This is a genomic window from Vibrio sp. Isolate23 (genome assembly GCF_022398095.1).
Lineage (GTDB): Bacteria > Pseudomonadota > Gammaproteobacteria > Enterobacterales > Vibrionaceae > Vibrio > Vibrio coralliilyticus_A.
Genome location: NZ_JAKEUV010000015.1, coordinates 35,329 through 51,572, shown reverse-complemented (window position 1 = coordinate 51,572; position 16,244 = coordinate 35,329). Strand labels below are relative to the sequence as shown.

The following is a 16,244-nucleotide window of genomic DNA, read 5'->3' as shown; positions in this document are numbered from 1 at the left end:
AATACTGAACATTACATAACGTAATGTTTGAATTGACTGTGCTGAATCCGAAGATTCAATGGTCACTTCGTTTCATTGAAACCTAATTTGAAGCCGAAGCTTCTAATTGGATTATCATCAACGAGTGCCCACACAGATTGATAGGTTTACATTGTTAAAGAGCTGTGCTAACCAAATCGATATTTAATACCTCTTGGCTAGGGGTGCGTATCTTACGCCTCCTACTTAAAGAGTCAAGCGTTTTATTTAACTTTCTTTCCTCTTTAGATTCCGATTTGGTTTGTGACTTTCGTCTCACTCCGTGTCGGTGAGGCGGCATTATAGGGAGGTCTGAGAAGATGACAAGTGTTTTTTAGAAATTACTTTCTGTTTGGTTAAAAAGAAAACAAAGGGCTGGAAATAGAATAAAATTTCAACATTTGAATCATGTCACATCAATAGGTTGGAAAAACAACAACCATATACGTAAGATCCGTGTGTCTATTTTGTTAACATCTAGACATTTTTTCTTAAACTACAAAGTTGTATTCGAATATGAGTTCAAATAAATCGACCTTAATGATTATCGCCCTAGCGGTATTGGGTGGAATCATCTTTTCGCAGGTTGCTATTTCTCCTGCGCTCAGCTTTGTTATCGGTGTTTTTGCTTCTGCTTTTGTTTTTAAATTTTCAAACACCGCAACTGAGCCAGCAACCGTTAATGAACCCGCGACCAAAACTCTTTATGTCGGCAACCTTCCTTACAAAGCAAATGAGTCACACGTAAAAGAATTATTTGCCAAACATGGGGAAGTTTTCGCTGTACGTTTGATGAAAGACAAACGCACAGGTAAAAGAAGAGGATTTGGTTTTGTTGTAATGGCAGCGACCGATGCTGCCGGTGCCATAGAAGGATTAAATGACAAGGATTATATGCAGCGTACGTTAAAAGTACGTATTGCTAACGATCCAAAATCTCAAGCTGAACTGGATTAAACCCTAAAACTTGTAACGCTTGATTCAACGCTCCTTCTTCATAAGGGGGAGCCGTTGAGAAAATCTCTCGTTTCCCCTTCTCTTCTCTTATCCTTTCAAGATTCAGTAGCTCCTGCACACGGCGTGCAATGGCTTTTCCCGAGTCTATCAATACAACCTGCTCACTCAGCACCGACTGAATTTCTTCCCTAATAAGCGGAAAGTGTGTACACCCGAGTACGGCAACATCTACTTTACCAATCATGGGGGATAAAACATCCATCAGTTCTTGAGTCGAGATTGGGATACCACGAAGCTTTTCTTCTGCCATATCAACCAGTCGAGTAGAGCCCAACAATTCAACGGGTTTGCTTTGCGAGAAGTCGCGAATCAATTCCTGCGTGTATTGACGTGTCACCGTCGCAGGGGTTGCTATCAGGCCAACCGCTTTATTCGCTAAATTGGAAGCTGGCTTAATCGCAGGTACGACACCGACAACCGGAATGGAGAGCAACGTTCTCAATGAAGGTAGTACAATGGTGCTTGCGGTATTACATGCAATCACAACTAAATCAACTTGGTGCTCAGCGACATACTGCGAAACCAACGCTTCCACTCGAGAAACTAAAGTTTCATGATTCAGCTCACCGTAGGGATAGGCAGCGTTATCGAACAGGTATATATAATCAAGCTGAGGGAGCTTTTTTTCTATCTCTTGGAAAACAGAAAGCCCACCGACGCCTGAGTCAAAAATTAATACTTTTGGTTGTTGTGACACTTGATATACCCACGCATTTCGATGTGGCAATCATACTCACACAAATTAGTTTGGCAATATCTTCGCTTGGTAACGTTGATGAGAGAAACGCTCTCCGACGTCAAGGGTAGTTAAGCTCAACTCTATCTTGCCTTGATAGCTACGGGTTTGTGTCACTAACGTATGAAACTCTCCATCCTCACCGCATGGATCCACGCCGCGCGGTAGAGAATCAATGAAGGTTCGGTCATACCATCGCCCGCAATAAGTTGGGTCAAGAGCCTGACCATCCGTCGTTACCACCAAGGTTTTAATGCCACGCTCTAATATCTCATCCGCAAGGTCTTGGCTGTGTTGTCCAATGAGAGGAAAAACACACTCCCAACCAGCAGGTTCAATATAGCTGCGGCGATAGGCTTCAATCCCATTACAAAACATGTCACCAAAAGCCACAGCTTGAATATCGAGCGCACTGTTCTTTAGTGCATCAATAATGGCCGACTGATAAACATCATTAGGCGGAAATGTTTCCGGCATTTCAATCTTTATTAGGGGCAAACCAAGTAAGGCAGCTTGCATGTCGAGCACTTCAACAGGTGTGGCTTGAAATGGGACTTCATCTTTGACATAAGTCGTGTATAGACCGACCACTTGATACTCTTCGCTTTCAATCAACCTTTCTAAGGTCAAAGTCGAATCTTTACCGCTCGACCAACTGATAATGGTGCGTTTTGACATAGTTTGTACATCACATTGAAAAAAGCCGCCTCATTAGGCGGCTTAAAATAAACTAAAATTGGTACTTCACTGATGCAAAATAGCTGCGGTCTTGGGTGTTGTAGCCACCAGCAGTTTCATATTCTTCATCAAGTAAATTAGAGATGCGAGCTCTCACACTAAAGCTATCATTAACAAAATAAGTTCCCGCAAAATCAACTAATGAATAACTATCTAAGGTAATGTCATTAGCCGTCAAGTCTGGTCTCTCTCCTTGGTAGAGATAGCTAAGGTCCACTTGCCAGTCAGAGCCAAAGTACGTCATATTCCATTTACCACTATGCTTCGCTCGGCGTGCTAGCTGTTCATCATTATCTAAATCTTTAGGGTCCATCCAGTCAAAGCTAGCTGAATGGCTAATAGGCCCAGTTTCGAACGTTGAGCTTATCTCAATACCTTCGATACGAGCTTCTCCGACATTCTCTTTAATATCACCCAAAATAAGGTTATCAATATCATTTCGATAAGCCGCTAACCTAACACTTAGGTAACTATAGTCAGCCTCTATAGCAACTTCATAGTTTTTAGACTCTTCTGGTTTTAGGTTTGGGTTGCCACTGTAGCAAGTCGGATAACAAACTAGAGGACTATATAAGTCACTAAATGTAGGAGCCTTAAATGCCGTACCTGTATTACCTGTCACTCGATAATGTTCTGAAAATCTATATCCAAGCCCTAATTGCCAAGTATTATTACGACCGTATCTTTGATTATCATCAGTTCGAGCGCTCCCCTCTAGCTGAAGAACGTCTCCGTTGTACAAACCTGTTAGATATACCGCGGTGTTTGTTCGGCTTGTTTCATCCAAATCACTCGATGTACTTGATACATCATCTTTATACCAATCAATGCCAGCATTTACCGACATATCATTGGCTAAAGCAAAGAAGTTACTCCAAGTCATCGTGTCACGGTTGGTTTGATAATTGCTATCAAAGCTTGGGTAATACTTCTTATCTTCATTAGTTCCCAAAACAAGATCTGAATGAAAGCTTTCTGTTTGATACTGCGTGACGAGAGAAAGGTTATATAGCCTTTGTTCAATTTCACCTTGATCATACTCTACGAATGTATCGGCATAATCACCATTAAGTCTTGCCGTCCAGTTTTCGTTGAAGCGAACACCTAATTCGAGGGCAGCATCTTCACTTTTAAACCCGTCATCATCTCCTTGATCACCAGCATCACTGACTGTGACATCAAAACCATCCGTCTCTAAGCGATTTAGAGATAGCTTACCCCAAGTGTTTTCTGTAATTTCTTCTGCAACTAAGAGTTGAACCTGATTTAGGTTATCACTACCAAGGCCTGCCGAAACCTCAATCTGGGGGTCTGTGTAACTCGTGATGATATTAATGACGCCTCCTAGAGCATCTGAACCATATATGGCCGTTCTTGGTCCACGGATATATTCGATACGTTCAACACCGTTTAAAGAAATGGCATTAATAGCGGCACCACCAGAGTATGCATCACCGATACGGACACCGTTCATCAAAACCAGTACATGGTCTGACTCACTACCACGAATGAATACACTTGTTGTTTGTCCATAACCACCATTACTTGCAATCTGGACACCAGGAAGTCTGCGGAGTACTTCAGTTAAAGACTTTGCTTGGATTGCTTCAATTTCTTCCTTGGTAACAATCTCGATTGGGGCGATAACATCGCTACTTGACTGCTCAAAACGGTTCGCCGTCACCACCATAGTCTCATCGGCTGATACTTCTTGGGCATATGAAAGGGAGGCGTGCGGAAGTAGCGATGCCACTGCTATCGCCAGAATAGAACGGTTCATTTTTATAATCCTAAATCGCGTAAATCCTACCGAGCTTGGAGCACTTGCTTCCATTGATTGGCTCAGCTGCTGGCAGGTATTCGGACTCAAGAGCTCAGTATCACCACCTAATCACTCGACTTCCCACATAAATCTCTATGCAGTGTCATTTGAGCTTTCGTTCTCTTTTACCGCTGCGCGTCAGTTCTGGATTTCCACCAGATTCCCTTTTCAGCCATCTATACTGCTAGATAGCACCAGCTAGGCGCAAATGTTATTCAGCTATCATTCCTTTGTCCAGCCAATATTGTGCTTTTATATAACCAATGGCTTTATCACTCTCACATGGAAACATGTTTACACACGATGTTGAACCGAGGAGAGTGACAAAGCTGGACATGTCGCAGATATTGAATAAAATCTGCGCTCCTAAAACAAACGCACTCAGCACCTGAAAGGTAATAAACATGGCGACTCTTGAAGTAAATCCACAGCGCTACCAAGAACAACTGGCGGAAAAGGTCGAACGTCTCAATCAGATGTTTGCGCCCTACCACGTCCCAGAACTGGAAGTGTTTGAGTCTCCAGAGCAACATTATCGTATGCGCGCTGAGTTCCGTGTTTGGCATGAAGGGGAAGACCTTTACTACATCATGTTCAACCAGGAAACGCGTGAAAAATACCGTGTCGACCAGTTCCCTGCGGCGAGCCGTCTGATCAACGATCTAATGCCATTGCTGATTGATGCAATGAAAGACAACGACTCTCTGCGACGTAAACTGTTCCAAGTGGATTTTCTATCAACACTGAGCGGTGAGATTCTGGTGTCTCTTTTGTACCACCGTCAATTGGATGATGAGTGGACGAAGAACGCAAAAGCGCTCAAGCAACGCCTGAACGATGAAGGATTCAACCTGAACCTGATTGGTCGTGCACGTAAAATGAAGATTGTTCTCGATCGCGACTACGTGATTGAAAAACTCGACGTCAATGGCCAGCCATACGTTTATCAACAAGTCGAGAACAGCTTTACGCAACCCAACGGTAAAGTGGCTGAAAAAATGCTGGAGTGGGCAATCGACTGTACCAACGATAGCCAAGGTGATCTGCTGGAGCTCTATTGTGGTAACGGTAACTTCTCACTGGCACTCGCGCAGAACTTTAACCGCGTGCTAGCGACCGAACTAGCCAAACCTTCTGTCGAATCTGCGCAGTACAATATTGCAGCCAATAACATTGATAACGTGCAAATCCTGCGTCTATCCGCGGAAGAATTCACTCAGGCAATCGAAGGTAAACGTGAATTCCGCCGTCTAAAAGACGCGGGGGTGGATTTGAAAAGCTACAACTGTAATACGATTTTTGTCGACCCTCCTCGCGCAGGTATGGATATCGATACCTGTAAGATGGTTCAGGGCTATGAGCGCATTCTATACATCTCCTGTAACCCAGAGACGCTCAAGGACAATCTTGATATTTTAAGTGAAACACACAACATCACGCGTTTTGCTCTGTTTGATCAGTTCCCTTATACCCACCATATGGAAGCGGGTATGCTACTGGAACGCAAAGCGTAGCTTGATAAGCGAATACAAAAAAACGAGCCATTTGGCTCGTTTTTTTGTGTTAGAAGTAACACTACTCAGCGCTAGCGGAACGGCCCATAAAGCCGAGCTTCTTACCAATCCATAGCAGCAGTAGTAGCGATACTATAATGGCAAAGAAGTTAGACCCAGCATCCGGATGCTGCGCTTTAACAAAAGCAGAATGTCCAAATGCGCCAACGAAGAAACATGCTAAGCCAACCAGCGGAATGTCTTCGGAGACCGGGTTACGTAGATACTCTTGGTACAACGCCTGCACAGACAGCACAAGCGCAATCAGTGGAAAAATAGAGAAAGACACTTCGCTCATTGTCAGCCAGGACAATAAAGCGTCACCACACATACCAGCAACTAAGGCCAATACTAGGGTTTTCTTCTCTGAACCACGATTAATTTGGTTTACTTCATTCGACATTGATCAATCCCACCTTTTAATCGGTTACGTTCACGTTCTTTGCGATACCATAAAGCCCCTTTGGCTATCATTCGCAATTGCATAATCAATCGTTCCGCAAGCTCATCGCGCTCACGTCGATTCAAATCCAATGCTTCAGCGCCCGAGCTAAATACCAGAGTGACTGACGCTTCTGCCTGAGTATAGGCTTCATCACGCGACATTCCGGTGCTGATCAAATACTCGGTCAGTTCAGCGGCAAAATGCTGAATTTCTCTCGCAACCGCAGTACGAAAGTCAAACGATGTTCCCGAACGCTCTCGCAATAATAGACGAAACACATTGGGGTTGTTGTCAATGAACTCCATAAACGTCTCGATAGACGTGCGGATCACACTGCCCTCTTTGACTATTCGTTGCCGCGCTTGGCGCATCAACTGACGAAGCAGTAAACCTCCCTCGTCAACCATGGTCAGCCCTAATTCATCCATGTCCTTAAAATGACGATAGAATGAGGTCGGGGCAATCCCTGCTTCCCGAGCCACTTCTCGCAGGCTTAAATTCGAAAAGCTTCGGTCAGCGCTAAGCTGGCTAAACGCAGCATCAATTAATGAACGGCGCGTTTTTTCTTTTTGCTGTGCACGGATTCCCATGGATTTCATCTGTTTTCTACTTATTTGTTTGTAGCAGTTAATATACAACGATTGCCTTAAGGACATAAGCCAAAATCGTCACCTTTGACTACCGCGTGACAATTAAACTCAGCCTGCTATCTTTTTCAACCACTTAACATTGGTTTAGAGACATACCACCGTACCAAAGTCAGATCGGTAAGTTTCTGCGTGATCACTTCCACTCTCTAGTATGCCAACCGTGTGCTCTATCGCGAAATCAGTTAAAATCTCGCTAAAGCAATGTTAAGACAATATAACAAAGGAAAAGTTATGGCGGAAAATAACCACTTTGACGTGATCGTTATTGGTAGTGGCCCTGGTGGTGAAGGGGCAGCAATGGGGCTAACCAAAGCGGGACTCAATGTCGCCATAGTGGAAAAAGAGAGCAGCGTCGGTGGCGGATGCACTCACTGGGGAACTATCCCTTCAAAAGCACTGCGTCATGCAGTTAGTCGGATTATCGAATTCAATAACAACCCGCTGTTTTGCCATAACAACACCAGCCTACATTCGACCTTTTCTAATATACTTGGCCACGCAAAGTCTGTGATTGATAAACAGACTCGTCTACGACAAGGCTTCTATGACCGTAATCAGTGTTCATTGATTTTCGGTACTGCACGTTTTACGGACAAATACACCATTGCCGTCACTCAAACAGATGGCACCGAAGAACTTTACAGCGCTGATCGATTTGTGATTGCAACAGGCTCACGCCCATACCAGCCAGCTGATGTCGACTTTATGCATGAACGCATCTACGACAGCGATTCTATCTTGAGCCTGAAGCACGATCCTCGTCATATCATCATTTATGGTGCCGGCGTTATCGGCTGTGAGTATGCATCGATTTTCCGTGGTTTAGGCGTGAAAACTGACCTTATCAACACCCGAGATCGATTGCTGTCTTTTCTCGATAACGAAGTATCCGATGCGCTTTCCTACCACTTCTGGAACAGTGGTGTCGTGATCCGCAACGACGAAACTTATGAGAAAATTGAAGGCACTGAAGATGGAGTGATCATCCACCTAGAATCGGGCAAAAAAATGCGTGCTGACTGTATTCTTTACGCCAATGGGCGTACTGGTAACACCGACAAGCTCAACTTATCTGCGGTGGGGCTCAATGCGGATTCTCGAGGCCAGTTAAAAGTCGATAGTAATTACCAAACAGAAGTTGAACATATCTACGCGGTTGGTGATGTGATCGGTTACCCTAGTTTAGCGAGCGCAGCTTATGACCAGGGTCGATTTGTTGCCCAAGCGATCAATAAGGGTCAAGCTGACGGCCGTTTGATTGAAGATATTCCAACGGGTATTTATACCATCCCAGAGATCAGTTCAGTAGGTAAAACAGAGCAAGAGCTGACGGCGGCGAAAATCCCTTATGAAGTCGGTCGTTCTTCTTTCAAACATCTGGCACGTGCGCAGATTGCAGGCAAAGATATCGGCAGCTTAAAAATTCTCTTCCACCGCGAAACCAAAGAAATTCTCGGTATTCACTGCTTTGGCGAACGTGCCGCGGAAATCATCCATATCGGGCAAGCGATCATGGAGCAAAAAGGCGAAGCCAATACAATTGAGTACTTCGTTAATACGACCTTTAACTACCCAACCATGGCCGAAGCGTATCGTGTCGCAGCACTGAATGGTCTCAACCGATTGTTCTAATTCGAGATATGACTAAAGCCGCAGTTTCGCTGCGGCTTTATCTCAAGCGTTAAAGAAACGTTCGCTGCGCCACTGCTGATAAAAAATTAACGCCAGTGTCAAACCTCTCATCCCCATAAAGCTCAACATCGCCAACCACAATGCATGGTTACCTAAGCTGGCTAGCGCGAAAAAAACACCAAAGAACACACACATGGCGAAAAACATGCTGTTGCGCATTTCCCTGCCCTTAGTGGCCCCGATGAATATCCCATCCAACAAGAAGCACCACATCGAGACCAATGGCATTGCCATCAGCCACGGCAGAAACTCCAATGCAGTATAATGGACGCTAGGAATATCAGTGATCATGCCGATCAGGGGTGAACCAGCAAAGCCAAATATAAGGGTTAATCCCAAACAAATGATCAAGCTCCAGAAAAAAGTCCCTACCAGTGATGCACTAAGCTGATGTTTGTCCCTAGCCCCAATGGCTTTGCCAACCATAGCCTCCATCGCATAAGCAAAACCATCCATGCCATAGGAAATTATCATCAAAAAGCTCATTAATACCGCATTAGCCGCAACAATATCATCACCAAAGCTTGCCCCCTGAAAGGTCATAAACGTAAAGGTAGCTTGCAAACACAATGAACGAAGAAAGATGTCTCGGTTGAGTTTGACAAAACGACTTAATCCATGGGTAGTTTCCTTCAACAATGAGACCAGTGACGGTAGCTGACGCTTATGCCAAGTACGCCATACACACCAAAGACCAAAACTCATACCACTGTAATCAGCAATCACCGACGCCAAAGCTGCGCCTTCAACTTTCCAGCCAAGGCCTATCACTAGTAAGACATCAAGAAAGATGTTCGTGACGTTAGCAATGATCACCATCCACATGGGATCTCGTGCATTCTGTGTACCCAACAACCATCCGAGTAAAACAAAATTCACCAGCGCGGCAGGGGCACTCCACGCTCTGACAGAAAAGTACAGATCTCCATAATGCTTAACTTCATCACTGGCATGACTTAACCCAAATACCATATCAGCAATCGGTTTGTGAAAAATAAGAAAAACTAAGGCAAAACCTAGCGCCATCACAACGCCTTGAGCAAATACTAAGCCGAGCTGCTTGTCGTCCTTAGCACCGTAGGACTGCGCCGCCAAACCTGTTGTCGACATTCGCAAAAAACCAAGCACCCAAAAAGTCACGCTGATCATGGTACTGCCAAGGGCAACGCCACCCAAGTACCAAGAATGTTCGAGGTGCCCTATCACCGCGGCGTCAACAAGCCCAAGTAAAGGGACGGTAATGTTGGAGAGCACCATAGGAATCGCCAGCAGAAGAACCTGCTTATGCAGTGCTTTATCGGAAAGAGTTTGAAGTAATAGCACATTTGCACTCGTCATAAAAGAAGAGTGCAAAGTGTAACCGGATTACCAACGAAGCTGAACTACTACGGGAGTGAGTCTGTGCTTCAGAGAAGTGAATTTAGTCAGCCAGCGTTGCCACAATTTCCAGCGCCCACAGTGTTTATCAAGCGGTGAGAAGGTTTTCGCCCAGCGAGCCCAAGGCAGATAATTCAGTGTTGCATCTCCGGGAGAAACGTAGCCATGGTTGTAACGGCCTGCTCCCGTCTTTTGGCCTAACTTACTGGCCGTTAAATCACCAGCAAGCACTACACACGCTCTGGCTGAATCGAAGTGGCAACCCAACGCCTGTATGAATTTGCCTACCTGCTTTTCGGTGCAATCAAGCAAAGCATGCTCACAAACGATCAAGACAGGGGATTTTTCTGGGACAGGTAAATTATCTAGCCAAGATAAGTCGTCAACGTTGCCACACATATGCTGGTAACGCTCACTTTTATGGAAGAGTTTTTGCCGCCAGAGTAAATTCTCCGTCACGTCCAGTTCAAGCCAGTGGCAGCGTCCGTTATCAACACGGTAAAAGCGTGTATCCAATCCAGCACCAACGTTAATTATCCAACCATCAGGATTACGAGAGATAAAATGGTTGACCTGCTCATCACAAATTTGAGTCAGGGTAGCGTGAAGGAGTTGTTTCTGATCGACGTCACCGGATAAACATTCCGGCGCAAGCTGACAGCGCTGACATGCACTTGCCGCGATCGGGTCGTATACTAAGCCATCATCTACCAAGCTTTCTCTGCTGCGAAACCAGAGAGGCTGCAGCAGATTAGCCGGGATTTGATAGCGATGAGTTGATGCTTTTTGCTTAGCAGTCATTATCATCTTCCTTCCATACCAGAATGAAGATGATAATGAATATCAATTACAAAGGCAAGATATTGAGAATAGATCTCAATTCAGTCTAAAAGGCTGAGTCACTGTGATATTTTTCTGTCATCAGTCGTTCAACGTCAGTAACTCTAATTACTAACGTTGAAAACAACTACCGTTACGGCCAATAACTAACGGGTATTACATCCAATCTGTATTGCGGATAATACCTACCGCCAAGCCCTCAATTGCAAGGTGCTGACAAGTTAGGTCAACTTTAATCGGCTCAAACTCTTCATTTTCAGCATGTAGCAACACGGTTGAACCTTTACGCTCCAATCGCTTCACTGTCACATCTTCATCTACCCGAGCGACCACAACCTGTCCATCATGAACATCTTGTGTTTTATGCACGGCAAGCAAGTCCCCGTCCATAATGCCAATATCTTTCATACTTTCGCCGTTCACACGCAGTAGAAAGTCTGCTTGTGGTTTGAACATAGCCGGGTCAACCTGATAGTGCGCCTCGACATGTTCCTGAGCCAAAATGGGTTCACCTGCGGCAACCTGACCAATCAAAGGCAAGCCATCATTAGCCGCCTCTTCTAGCAATATACGAATCCCACGGGAGGCACCAGGGATAATCTCAATGGCTTGCTTACGCGCGAGAGCTTTCAGGTGCTCTTCAGCAGCATTCGCAGAGCGGAAACCCAACTCGCGGGCAATTTCGGCACGCGTTGGAGGCATGCCTGTGTCATCAATTTTACTCTTTATCAGATCAAATACTTGTTGCTGGCGTGGCGTTAGCGGCTTCATAAGTCACCTGTCTTTTTATACAGTTAACTGTGAGTATATCCAGTAATGGTTTAAATGAAAAGCCAATTGCTGGTTTTTTGATAGAGTTAAACTTTTGACTAGAAAAACAATACTTCCACCCACACGTAACCAGTCAATAGCATAGTGATCATAACCGCAGCTGATCCAATATCTTTCGCTCTACCAGCCAACTCATGCTGCTCTTGACCTATACGATCAACAACGGCTTCAATCGCACTATTAAATAACTCAGCAATCAAAACCAGCATCACAGTCGCAATCAGCAATATGCGTTCACTTTGAGAGACATCTAGCCAAAATGCCGTGGGAATCATCAACGCGGCAAGTACCACTTCCTCTCGAAATGCAGGTTCATTTTGAAAGGCGGCCTTTAAGCCTTGGCATGAGTAACGGGTGGCATTTTTAATACGTTTAAAACCATGAAGTGTTTTTTGCGGCACAGCATTTTCTCTTGAATTATTAAGTAGATGATTTGAGTTTGGTGAAATTGGCGTTTTCGTGTTCAATTTACAGTAAAAGGTTCGACCAGTTTCTGATATCCTTGCAGCCTTGAAAATATCAGCTTAAGTACAGCGTCTGCTTCTACAATAAAGAAGATGGAACACGGCTTTTGCGATTTATCTGTTTTTTTGAGGCCAAGAACCTTATGTCTTCCGGACAACCACTATCGAGTTCCTTACTAAAGCTGCCTTTGTCGGTGATGGTCAAAGGAACCGCGATTCCTTCAAATCCTATTGAAGATCATAGCATTGATGTAAACAAACCCATTATCTATGCCCTGCCTTATCGCTCAAGTGTCGATTTAATCACGCTACAAATGCAGGTTATTCGCTTAGGCTTACCAGATCCACTTGAACCCGTCGAGATCAATGGTAAGTCGTTCCAGCGTTATGTCTTTACCTCTTCACGTCAAACTGTGATGAATAGCGACCAAGGCGTTCCTAACGAATCCATTGCGCTCTTCTCTGATTTACTAGAACAGCACAAATTTGACCGTGAACTGGACGTTCAAGTCCTTCCTGCCACCGTATTATGGGGTCGGAAACCAGGAAAAGAGTCACAGCAAACGCCTTACTTGCAGTCACTCAATGGCCCCGAAAAAGCGTTAGCTGTATTAAGATCTGGTCGAGATTGCTTGGTACGTATCAGCCCCGTAGTTTCTTTACGTTATATGGCAGACTCACACGGCACCGACACGGCGATAGCGCACAAGTTAGCCCGCGTCGCACGTATCCATTTCTCGCGGCAAAAGCTTGCGGCCTCTGGCCCTAACTTACCCAATCGTCAAGCGCTATTTAATCGTCTTATGAAGTCCAAAGCGATTGAGAAAGTAATTGAAGATGAGGCGAAAGCGAAGGGAATATCTCTTGATAAAGCGCGCCAAGAAGCTCACAACATCATGGATGAAATTGCTGCTGATTTTTCCTACTCTTTGGTCAGAAATGGCGATCGACTACTAAGCTGGCTGTGGAACCGTATCTATCAGGGCTTAAACATAAACAATGCCTCAACCGTGCGTAAGCTAGCTCAAGACGGCCACGAGATTGTTTATGTTCCATGTCATCGCAGTCATATGGATTACTTACTGCTGTCTTACGTCTTGTACCATGAAGGCATGGTACCTCCGCATATCGCAGCAGGTATTAACCTCAATTTCTTCCCAGCCGGACCACTATTCCGTCGCGGTGGTGCGTTCTTTATTCGCCGTAGCTTTAAAGGCAATAAACTCTATTCGACCATTTTCCGTGAATACCTCGCAGAACTGTTCTCAAAAGGTTACTCGGTAGAGTACTTCAGTGAAGGCGGACGCTCACGTACTGGCCGACTGCTGCAGGCAAAAACTGGCATGCTGGCGATGACTATTCAAGCCATGTTACGTGGTCTCAACCGCCCAGTGACACTGGTGCCAGTATACATTGGTTATGAACACGTAATGGAAGTCAGCACCTACGCCAAGGAACTGCGTGGCAAGCGTAAAGAAAAAGAAAACGCTGGGCTGGTCCTACGAACAATTCGTAAGCTACGTAACTTCGGCCAGGGCTACGTGAACTTTGGTGAACCTATCCCTCTGAACCAATATCTCAATGAGAACGCCCCAGAATGGACACAAGACATAGACCCAATGGGCACAACCAAGCCACAATGGCTAAACCCTGTGGTCAATGACCTTGCGATTAAGATGATGACGCACATCAATGATGCCGCTGCAACTAACGCATTAACTTTGTGTGCTACCGCGCTGCTGGCTTCACGTCAACGCGCGTTGTCTCGCGACAGCTTAGTGAAACAAATCGAATGTTACCTCTCTTTACTTAAGAACGTACCATATTCATCCACGTATACAGTGCCAAGTGAGGATGCAGAAGCGCTAGTCAAACATGCTGAGTCACTCGATAAGTTTGTGATTGAGTCAGATACCATGGGCGACATTGTCTCTCTTGATCGCAATCAGTCCATTCTGATGACTTACTATCGCAACAACATTATTCATTTGTTCGCAATTCCATCTCTCATCGCACAAATGCTGATCCGTCATCAGCAGCTGAACCTGGAAAAAATCAAAGCCAATGTGGCCTTGGTTTACCCATTCTTAAAACAAGAGTTGTTCCTGAGTATTGAAGAAGAGCAGCTTGGCGATGTTACCGAAGCCTACATCGAAGAGATTGCTCGTCTTGGTTTGGTGGTGATTGATACGGAGCAAAACGTGTCACTTAAGCAGGGGAATACTCAGGTGCTGATGCTGCTAGGCCGCACGATCACAGAAACTTTGCAACGTTACTCAATCACTCTCAACTTGCTGACAGCCAACCCTGAGTTGGGTAAAGCGGATCTAGAGCAAAAGAGCCAAGAAATCGCACAACGTTTGGGACGTTTGCATGGTATCAACGCACCTGAGTTTTTTGATAAAGGTGTCTTCTCGTCCATGTTTACCACTCTCAAACAGCAAGCGTATTTGGACAATGAAGGCAACTGCGATCAGGATAAAAGTCAGATACTTGCCGATCTTCTTTATTCGATGCTTTATCCCGAAGTGCGGTTGACAATAAAAGAAAGTATTTGTCAGGTAAGTGAAGCCGTGTGATCACTGAGTAAGACACATAAAAAGGGCATCCTCATTGGATGCCCTTCCTTTTTGCTTACCAGAATGCCGTCAACAATCCGATAGTAATAACCATCCCAACGTAGTTATTGTTGAGAAATGCCTGGAAGCACAAATCTCGCTGACGATGACGGATAAGGTGCTGCTGAAAAACAAACAAAGCACCCGCAACCAATAGACTCCAGTAGTAACTCGCTCCCAGTTGATACCAATTACCCAACGTAATTAACATCGCCATCGTCAGCAGCTGCAATGCACCTATGATCATTTTGTCGTAGCGGCCAAATAGAATCGCTGTCGATTTAACACCAATTTTCAAATCATCATCTCGATCAACCATCGCATATTGCGTGTCATAGGCTATCGTCCACAACGCATTTATCGCGAAGATAAACCACACCATCGTAGGTAGTTCATTCGCTTGAGCAGCCCAAGCCATCGGAATCGACCAACTAAAAGCTACCCCCAAGAACAACTGAGGTAAGTGCGTATAACGCTTCATAAAAGGATAAATAAAGGCGAGAAATAACCCAACAAAAGAGAGCTGAATGGTCAACGCGTTCATCGTCAGCACTAATAAGAACGACGCCACCGATAACACTAAAAACAAGCCGAGAGCCTCTTTTGATGTTACACGCCCAGAAGGCAGAGGTCGCGCACTGGTACGCTTAACGTGGCCATCCACTTTACGATCCGCAAAGTCATTGATCACACACCCCGCTGAACGCATAAACAACACGCCAAGGGCAAACACAACCAGCACGATGGGATCAGGCAAGCCTTGTGCCGCGATCACTAACGACCACATGGTTGGCCAAAGTAGCAGCAAGGTGCCAATTGGCTTATCCATGCGCATCAACTGCCAATACGCCTGAGCTTTAGTGGCCGTCGTCATTTACACGCTCTCCTTTGAGTACATTGGTGCGGTAGGCAAAAACAGCTCTGCCACTAACATAGGTTTGTGGTTCATCCATAAACGAGAGCGACGAGCAAGAAACTCACCATCGGGCGTTTTTGCCCAGCCCACTTGGAGTGCATCACGTTGGACATTTTCGGCATTAAACACCGTGAGCCCCAGAGGGATCTCTCCCTGACGGGTCAGATCATACTGTTGACCATCCATTGATGACTGTGGGATCAAGGTTCTGCCCAACACCCAAGGTTGCTTATCGCCTTTCAAGACCACTTTACGCAGCAAACATTCTTCTTTTGCCAGTAACTGAATCTCCTGTGACGTGAGCTTCTCAGCTTTAACCACTTTGTTGTGCAATAAGTCGACACTTAGCGTTTGGCAGTGGGACTCCAATAAACGTGACAATGAGCCCTGTTCTAACAACCAATTTTCCGCACTCTGTGTAGGAAAGCTAAACTTATCAGGATCTTGCCATTCAACCTGACGAAGGGCAGATAAATAAAGCGAAGTAGATTGATTCATACTAGTATTCAATAAGTAGCCTTATCATC

Annotated in this window: 15 protein-coding genes and 1 riboswitch; of the genes, 4 read left to right on the top strand and 11 right to left on the bottom strand. The window is 45.1% G+C overall.

Annotated elements, in window-relative coordinates; translation table 11 throughout:
* Positions 1-534: 534 nt before the first annotated feature.
* Complete coding sequence (locus L1D31_RS21480) at positions 535-975, top strand: RNA-binding protein (protein ID WP_239839019.1); 441 nt, start codon at positions 535-537, stop codon at positions 973-975.
* Here the strand turns inward: L1D31_RS21480 and murI are convergent.
* The 3 genes from murI to L1D31_RS21465 are packed head-to-tail and all read right to left on the bottom strand — an operon-like array spanning position 941 to position 4,289.
* Positions 941-1,732: a glutamate racemase gene (gene murI, locus L1D31_RS21475; RefSeq protein ID WP_239839018.1), complete on the bottom strand. Its 792-nt coding sequence runs from the start codon at positions 1,730-1,732 to the stop codon at positions 941-943. The two genes, L1D31_RS21480 and murI, sit on opposite strands and share 35 nt — an antisense overlap.
* Before the next feature lie 45 nt (positions 1,733-1,777).
* The gene (locus tag L1D31_RS21470) at positions 1,778-2,449 is read right to left on the bottom strand and encodes an adenine nucleotide alpha hydrolase (RefSeq protein WP_239839017.1); all 672 of its coding nucleotides are present in this window, start codon (positions 2,447-2,449) and stop codon (positions 1,778-1,780) included.
* Positions 2,450-2,501: 52 nt separating this feature from the next.
* Positions 2,502-4,289: a TonB-dependent receptor gene (locus L1D31_RS21465; protein WP_239839016.1), complete on the bottom strand. Its 1,788-nt coding sequence runs from the start codon at positions 4,287-4,289 to the stop codon at positions 2,502-2,504.
* A gap of 53 nt (positions 4,290-4,342) precedes the next feature.
* Positions 4,343-4,545, bottom strand: a riboswitch (cobalamin riboswitch).
* 190 nt (positions 4,546-4,735) lie between these two features.
* On the opposite strand from L1D31_RS21465, the gene trmA reads away from it, so the two are divergent.
* Positions 4,736-5,845: a tRNA (uridine(54)-C5)-methyltransferase TrmA gene (gene trmA / locus L1D31_RS21460; RefSeq protein WP_239839015.1), complete on the top strand. Its 1,110-nt coding sequence runs from the start codon at positions 4,736-4,738 to the stop codon at positions 5,843-5,845.
* Between the two features lie 61 nt (positions 5,846-5,906).
* On the opposite strand, the gene L1D31_RS21455 is transcribed toward trmA, so the two are convergent.
* Complete coding sequence (locus tag L1D31_RS21455) at positions 5,907-6,287, bottom strand: YijD family membrane protein (RefSeq protein ID WP_239839014.1); 381 nt, start codon at positions 6,285-6,287, stop codon at positions 5,907-5,909.
* Positions 6,272-6,928 (bottom strand): HTH-type transcriptional repressor FabR, encoded by a 657-nt coding sequence (fabR, locus tag L1D31_RS21450; protein WP_239839013.1) that lies wholly within the window; start codon positions 6,926-6,928, stop codon positions 6,272-6,274. The genes L1D31_RS21455 and fabR overlap by 16 nt, the downstream gene beginning before the upstream one ends.
* Positions 6,929-7,180: 252 nt before the next feature.
* On the opposite strand from fabR, the gene sthA reads away from it, so the two are divergent.
* Positions 7,181-8,611, top strand: a complete 1,431-nt coding sequence (gene sthA / locus L1D31_RS21445; RefSeq protein ID WP_275666197.1) for a Si-specific NAD(P)(+) transhydrogenase — start codon at positions 7,181-7,183, stop codon at positions 8,609-8,611.
* Positions 8,612-8,653: 42 nt separating this feature from the next.
* On the opposite strand, the gene dinF is transcribed toward sthA, so the two are convergent.
* The 4 genes from dinF to L1D31_RS21425 all read right to left on the bottom strand — a co-directional run bounded on the left by dinF (position 8,654) and on the right by L1D31_RS21425 (position 12,120).
* On the bottom strand, positions 8,654-10,009 hold the full coding sequence (gene dinF, locus L1D31_RS21440; protein ID WP_239839011.1) for an MATE family efflux transporter DinF: 1,356 nt from the start codon (positions 10,007-10,009) through the stop codon (positions 8,654-8,656).
* Between the two features lie 27 nt (positions 10,010-10,036).
* Complete coding sequence (locus tag L1D31_RS21435; protein WP_239839010.1) at positions 10,037-10,855, bottom strand: class I SAM-dependent methyltransferase; 819 nt, start codon at positions 10,853-10,855, stop codon at positions 10,037-10,039.
* A 189-nt stretch (positions 10,856-11,044) separates the two neighbouring features.
* Positions 11,045-11,659, bottom strand: a complete 615-nt coding sequence (lexA, locus tag L1D31_RS21430; RefSeq protein WP_239839009.1) for a transcriptional repressor LexA — start codon at positions 11,657-11,659, stop codon at positions 11,045-11,047.
* A gap of 98 nt (positions 11,660-11,757) precedes the next feature.
* On the bottom strand, positions 11,758-12,120 hold the full coding sequence (locus tag L1D31_RS21425) for a diacylglycerol kinase (protein ID WP_239839008.1): 363 nt from the start codon (positions 12,118-12,120) through the stop codon (positions 11,758-11,760).
* A 206-nt stretch (positions 12,121-12,326) separates the two neighbouring features.
* Here L1D31_RS21425 and plsB point away from each other — a divergent pair, with 206 nt between their 5' ends.
* Positions 12,327-14,762: a glycerol-3-phosphate 1-O-acyltransferase PlsB gene (plsB, locus tag L1D31_RS21420; RefSeq protein ID WP_239839007.1), complete on the top strand. Its 2,436-nt coding sequence runs from the start codon at positions 12,327-12,329 to the stop codon at positions 14,760-14,762.
* 55 nt (positions 14,763-14,817) lie between these two features.
* Here plsB and ubiA read toward each other — a convergent pair whose 3' ends face one another.
* Positions 14,818-15,675 carry a 4-hydroxybenzoate octaprenyltransferase gene (ubiA, locus tag L1D31_RS21415; RefSeq protein ID WP_239839006.1) on the bottom strand — a complete coding sequence of 286 codons (858 nt, stop codon included), beginning with the start codon at positions 15,673-15,675 and terminating at the stop codon, positions 14,818-14,820.
* On the bottom strand, positions 15,676-16,215 hold the full coding sequence (locus L1D31_RS21410) for a chorismate lyase (protein WP_239839005.1): 540 nt from the start codon (positions 16,213-16,215) through the stop codon (positions 15,676-15,678).
* Positions 16,216-16,244 lie beyond the last annotated feature (29 nt).

What these genes read in the sequence shown, in the direction of transcription:
- L1D31_RS21480 (WP_239839019.1), top strand. Translation starts at nt 535, where the DNA reads ATGAGTTCAAATAAATCGACCTTAATGATTATCGCCCTAGCGGTATTG.
- L1D31_RS21470 (WP_239839017.1), bottom strand. Translation starts at nt 2,449, where the DNA reads ATGTCAAAACGCACCATTATCAGTTGGTCGAGCGGTAAAGATTCGACT.
- L1D31_RS21465 (WP_239839016.1), bottom strand. Translation starts at nt 4,289, where the DNA reads ATGAACCGTTCTATTCTGGCGATAGCAGTGGCATCGCTACTTCCGCAC.
- dinF (WP_239839011.1), bottom strand. Translation starts at nt 10,009, where the DNA reads ATGACGAGTGCAAATGTGCTATTACTTCAAACTCTTTCCGATAAAGCA.
- trmA (WP_239839015.1), top strand. Translation starts at nt 4,736, where the DNA reads ATGGCGACTCTTGAAGTAAATCCACAGCGCTACCAAGAACAACTGGCG.
- lexA (WP_239839009.1), bottom strand. Translation starts at nt 11,659, where the DNA reads ATGAAGCCGCTAACGCCACGCCAGCAACAAGTATTTGATCTGATAAAG.
- sthA (WP_275666197.1), top strand. Translation starts at nt 7,181, where the DNA reads ATGTTAAGACAATATAACAAAGGAAAAGTTATGGCGGAAAATAACCAC.
- plsB (WP_239839007.1), top strand. Translation starts at nt 12,327, where the DNA reads ATGTCTTCCGGACAACCACTATCGAGTTCCTTACTAAAGCTGCCTTTG.
- L1D31_RS21455 (WP_239839014.1), bottom strand. Translation starts at nt 6,287, where the DNA reads ATGTCGAATGAAGTAAACCAAATTAATCGTGGTTCAGAGAAGAAAACC.
- L1D31_RS21435 (WP_239839010.1), bottom strand. Translation starts at nt 10,855, where the DNA reads ATGATAATGACTGCTAAGCAAAAAGCATCAACTCATCGCTATCAAATC.
- L1D31_RS21410 (WP_239839005.1), bottom strand. Translation starts at nt 16,215, where the DNA reads ATGAATCAATCTACTTCGCTTTATTTATCTGCCCTTCGTCAGGTTGAA.
- ubiA (WP_239839006.1), bottom strand. Translation starts at nt 15,675, where the DNA reads ATGACGACGGCCACTAAAGCTCAGGCGTATTGGCAGTTGATGCGCATG.
- fabR (WP_239839013.1), bottom strand. Translation starts at nt 6,928, where the DNA reads ATGAAATCCATGGGAATCCGTGCACAGCAAAAAGAAAAAACGCGCCGT.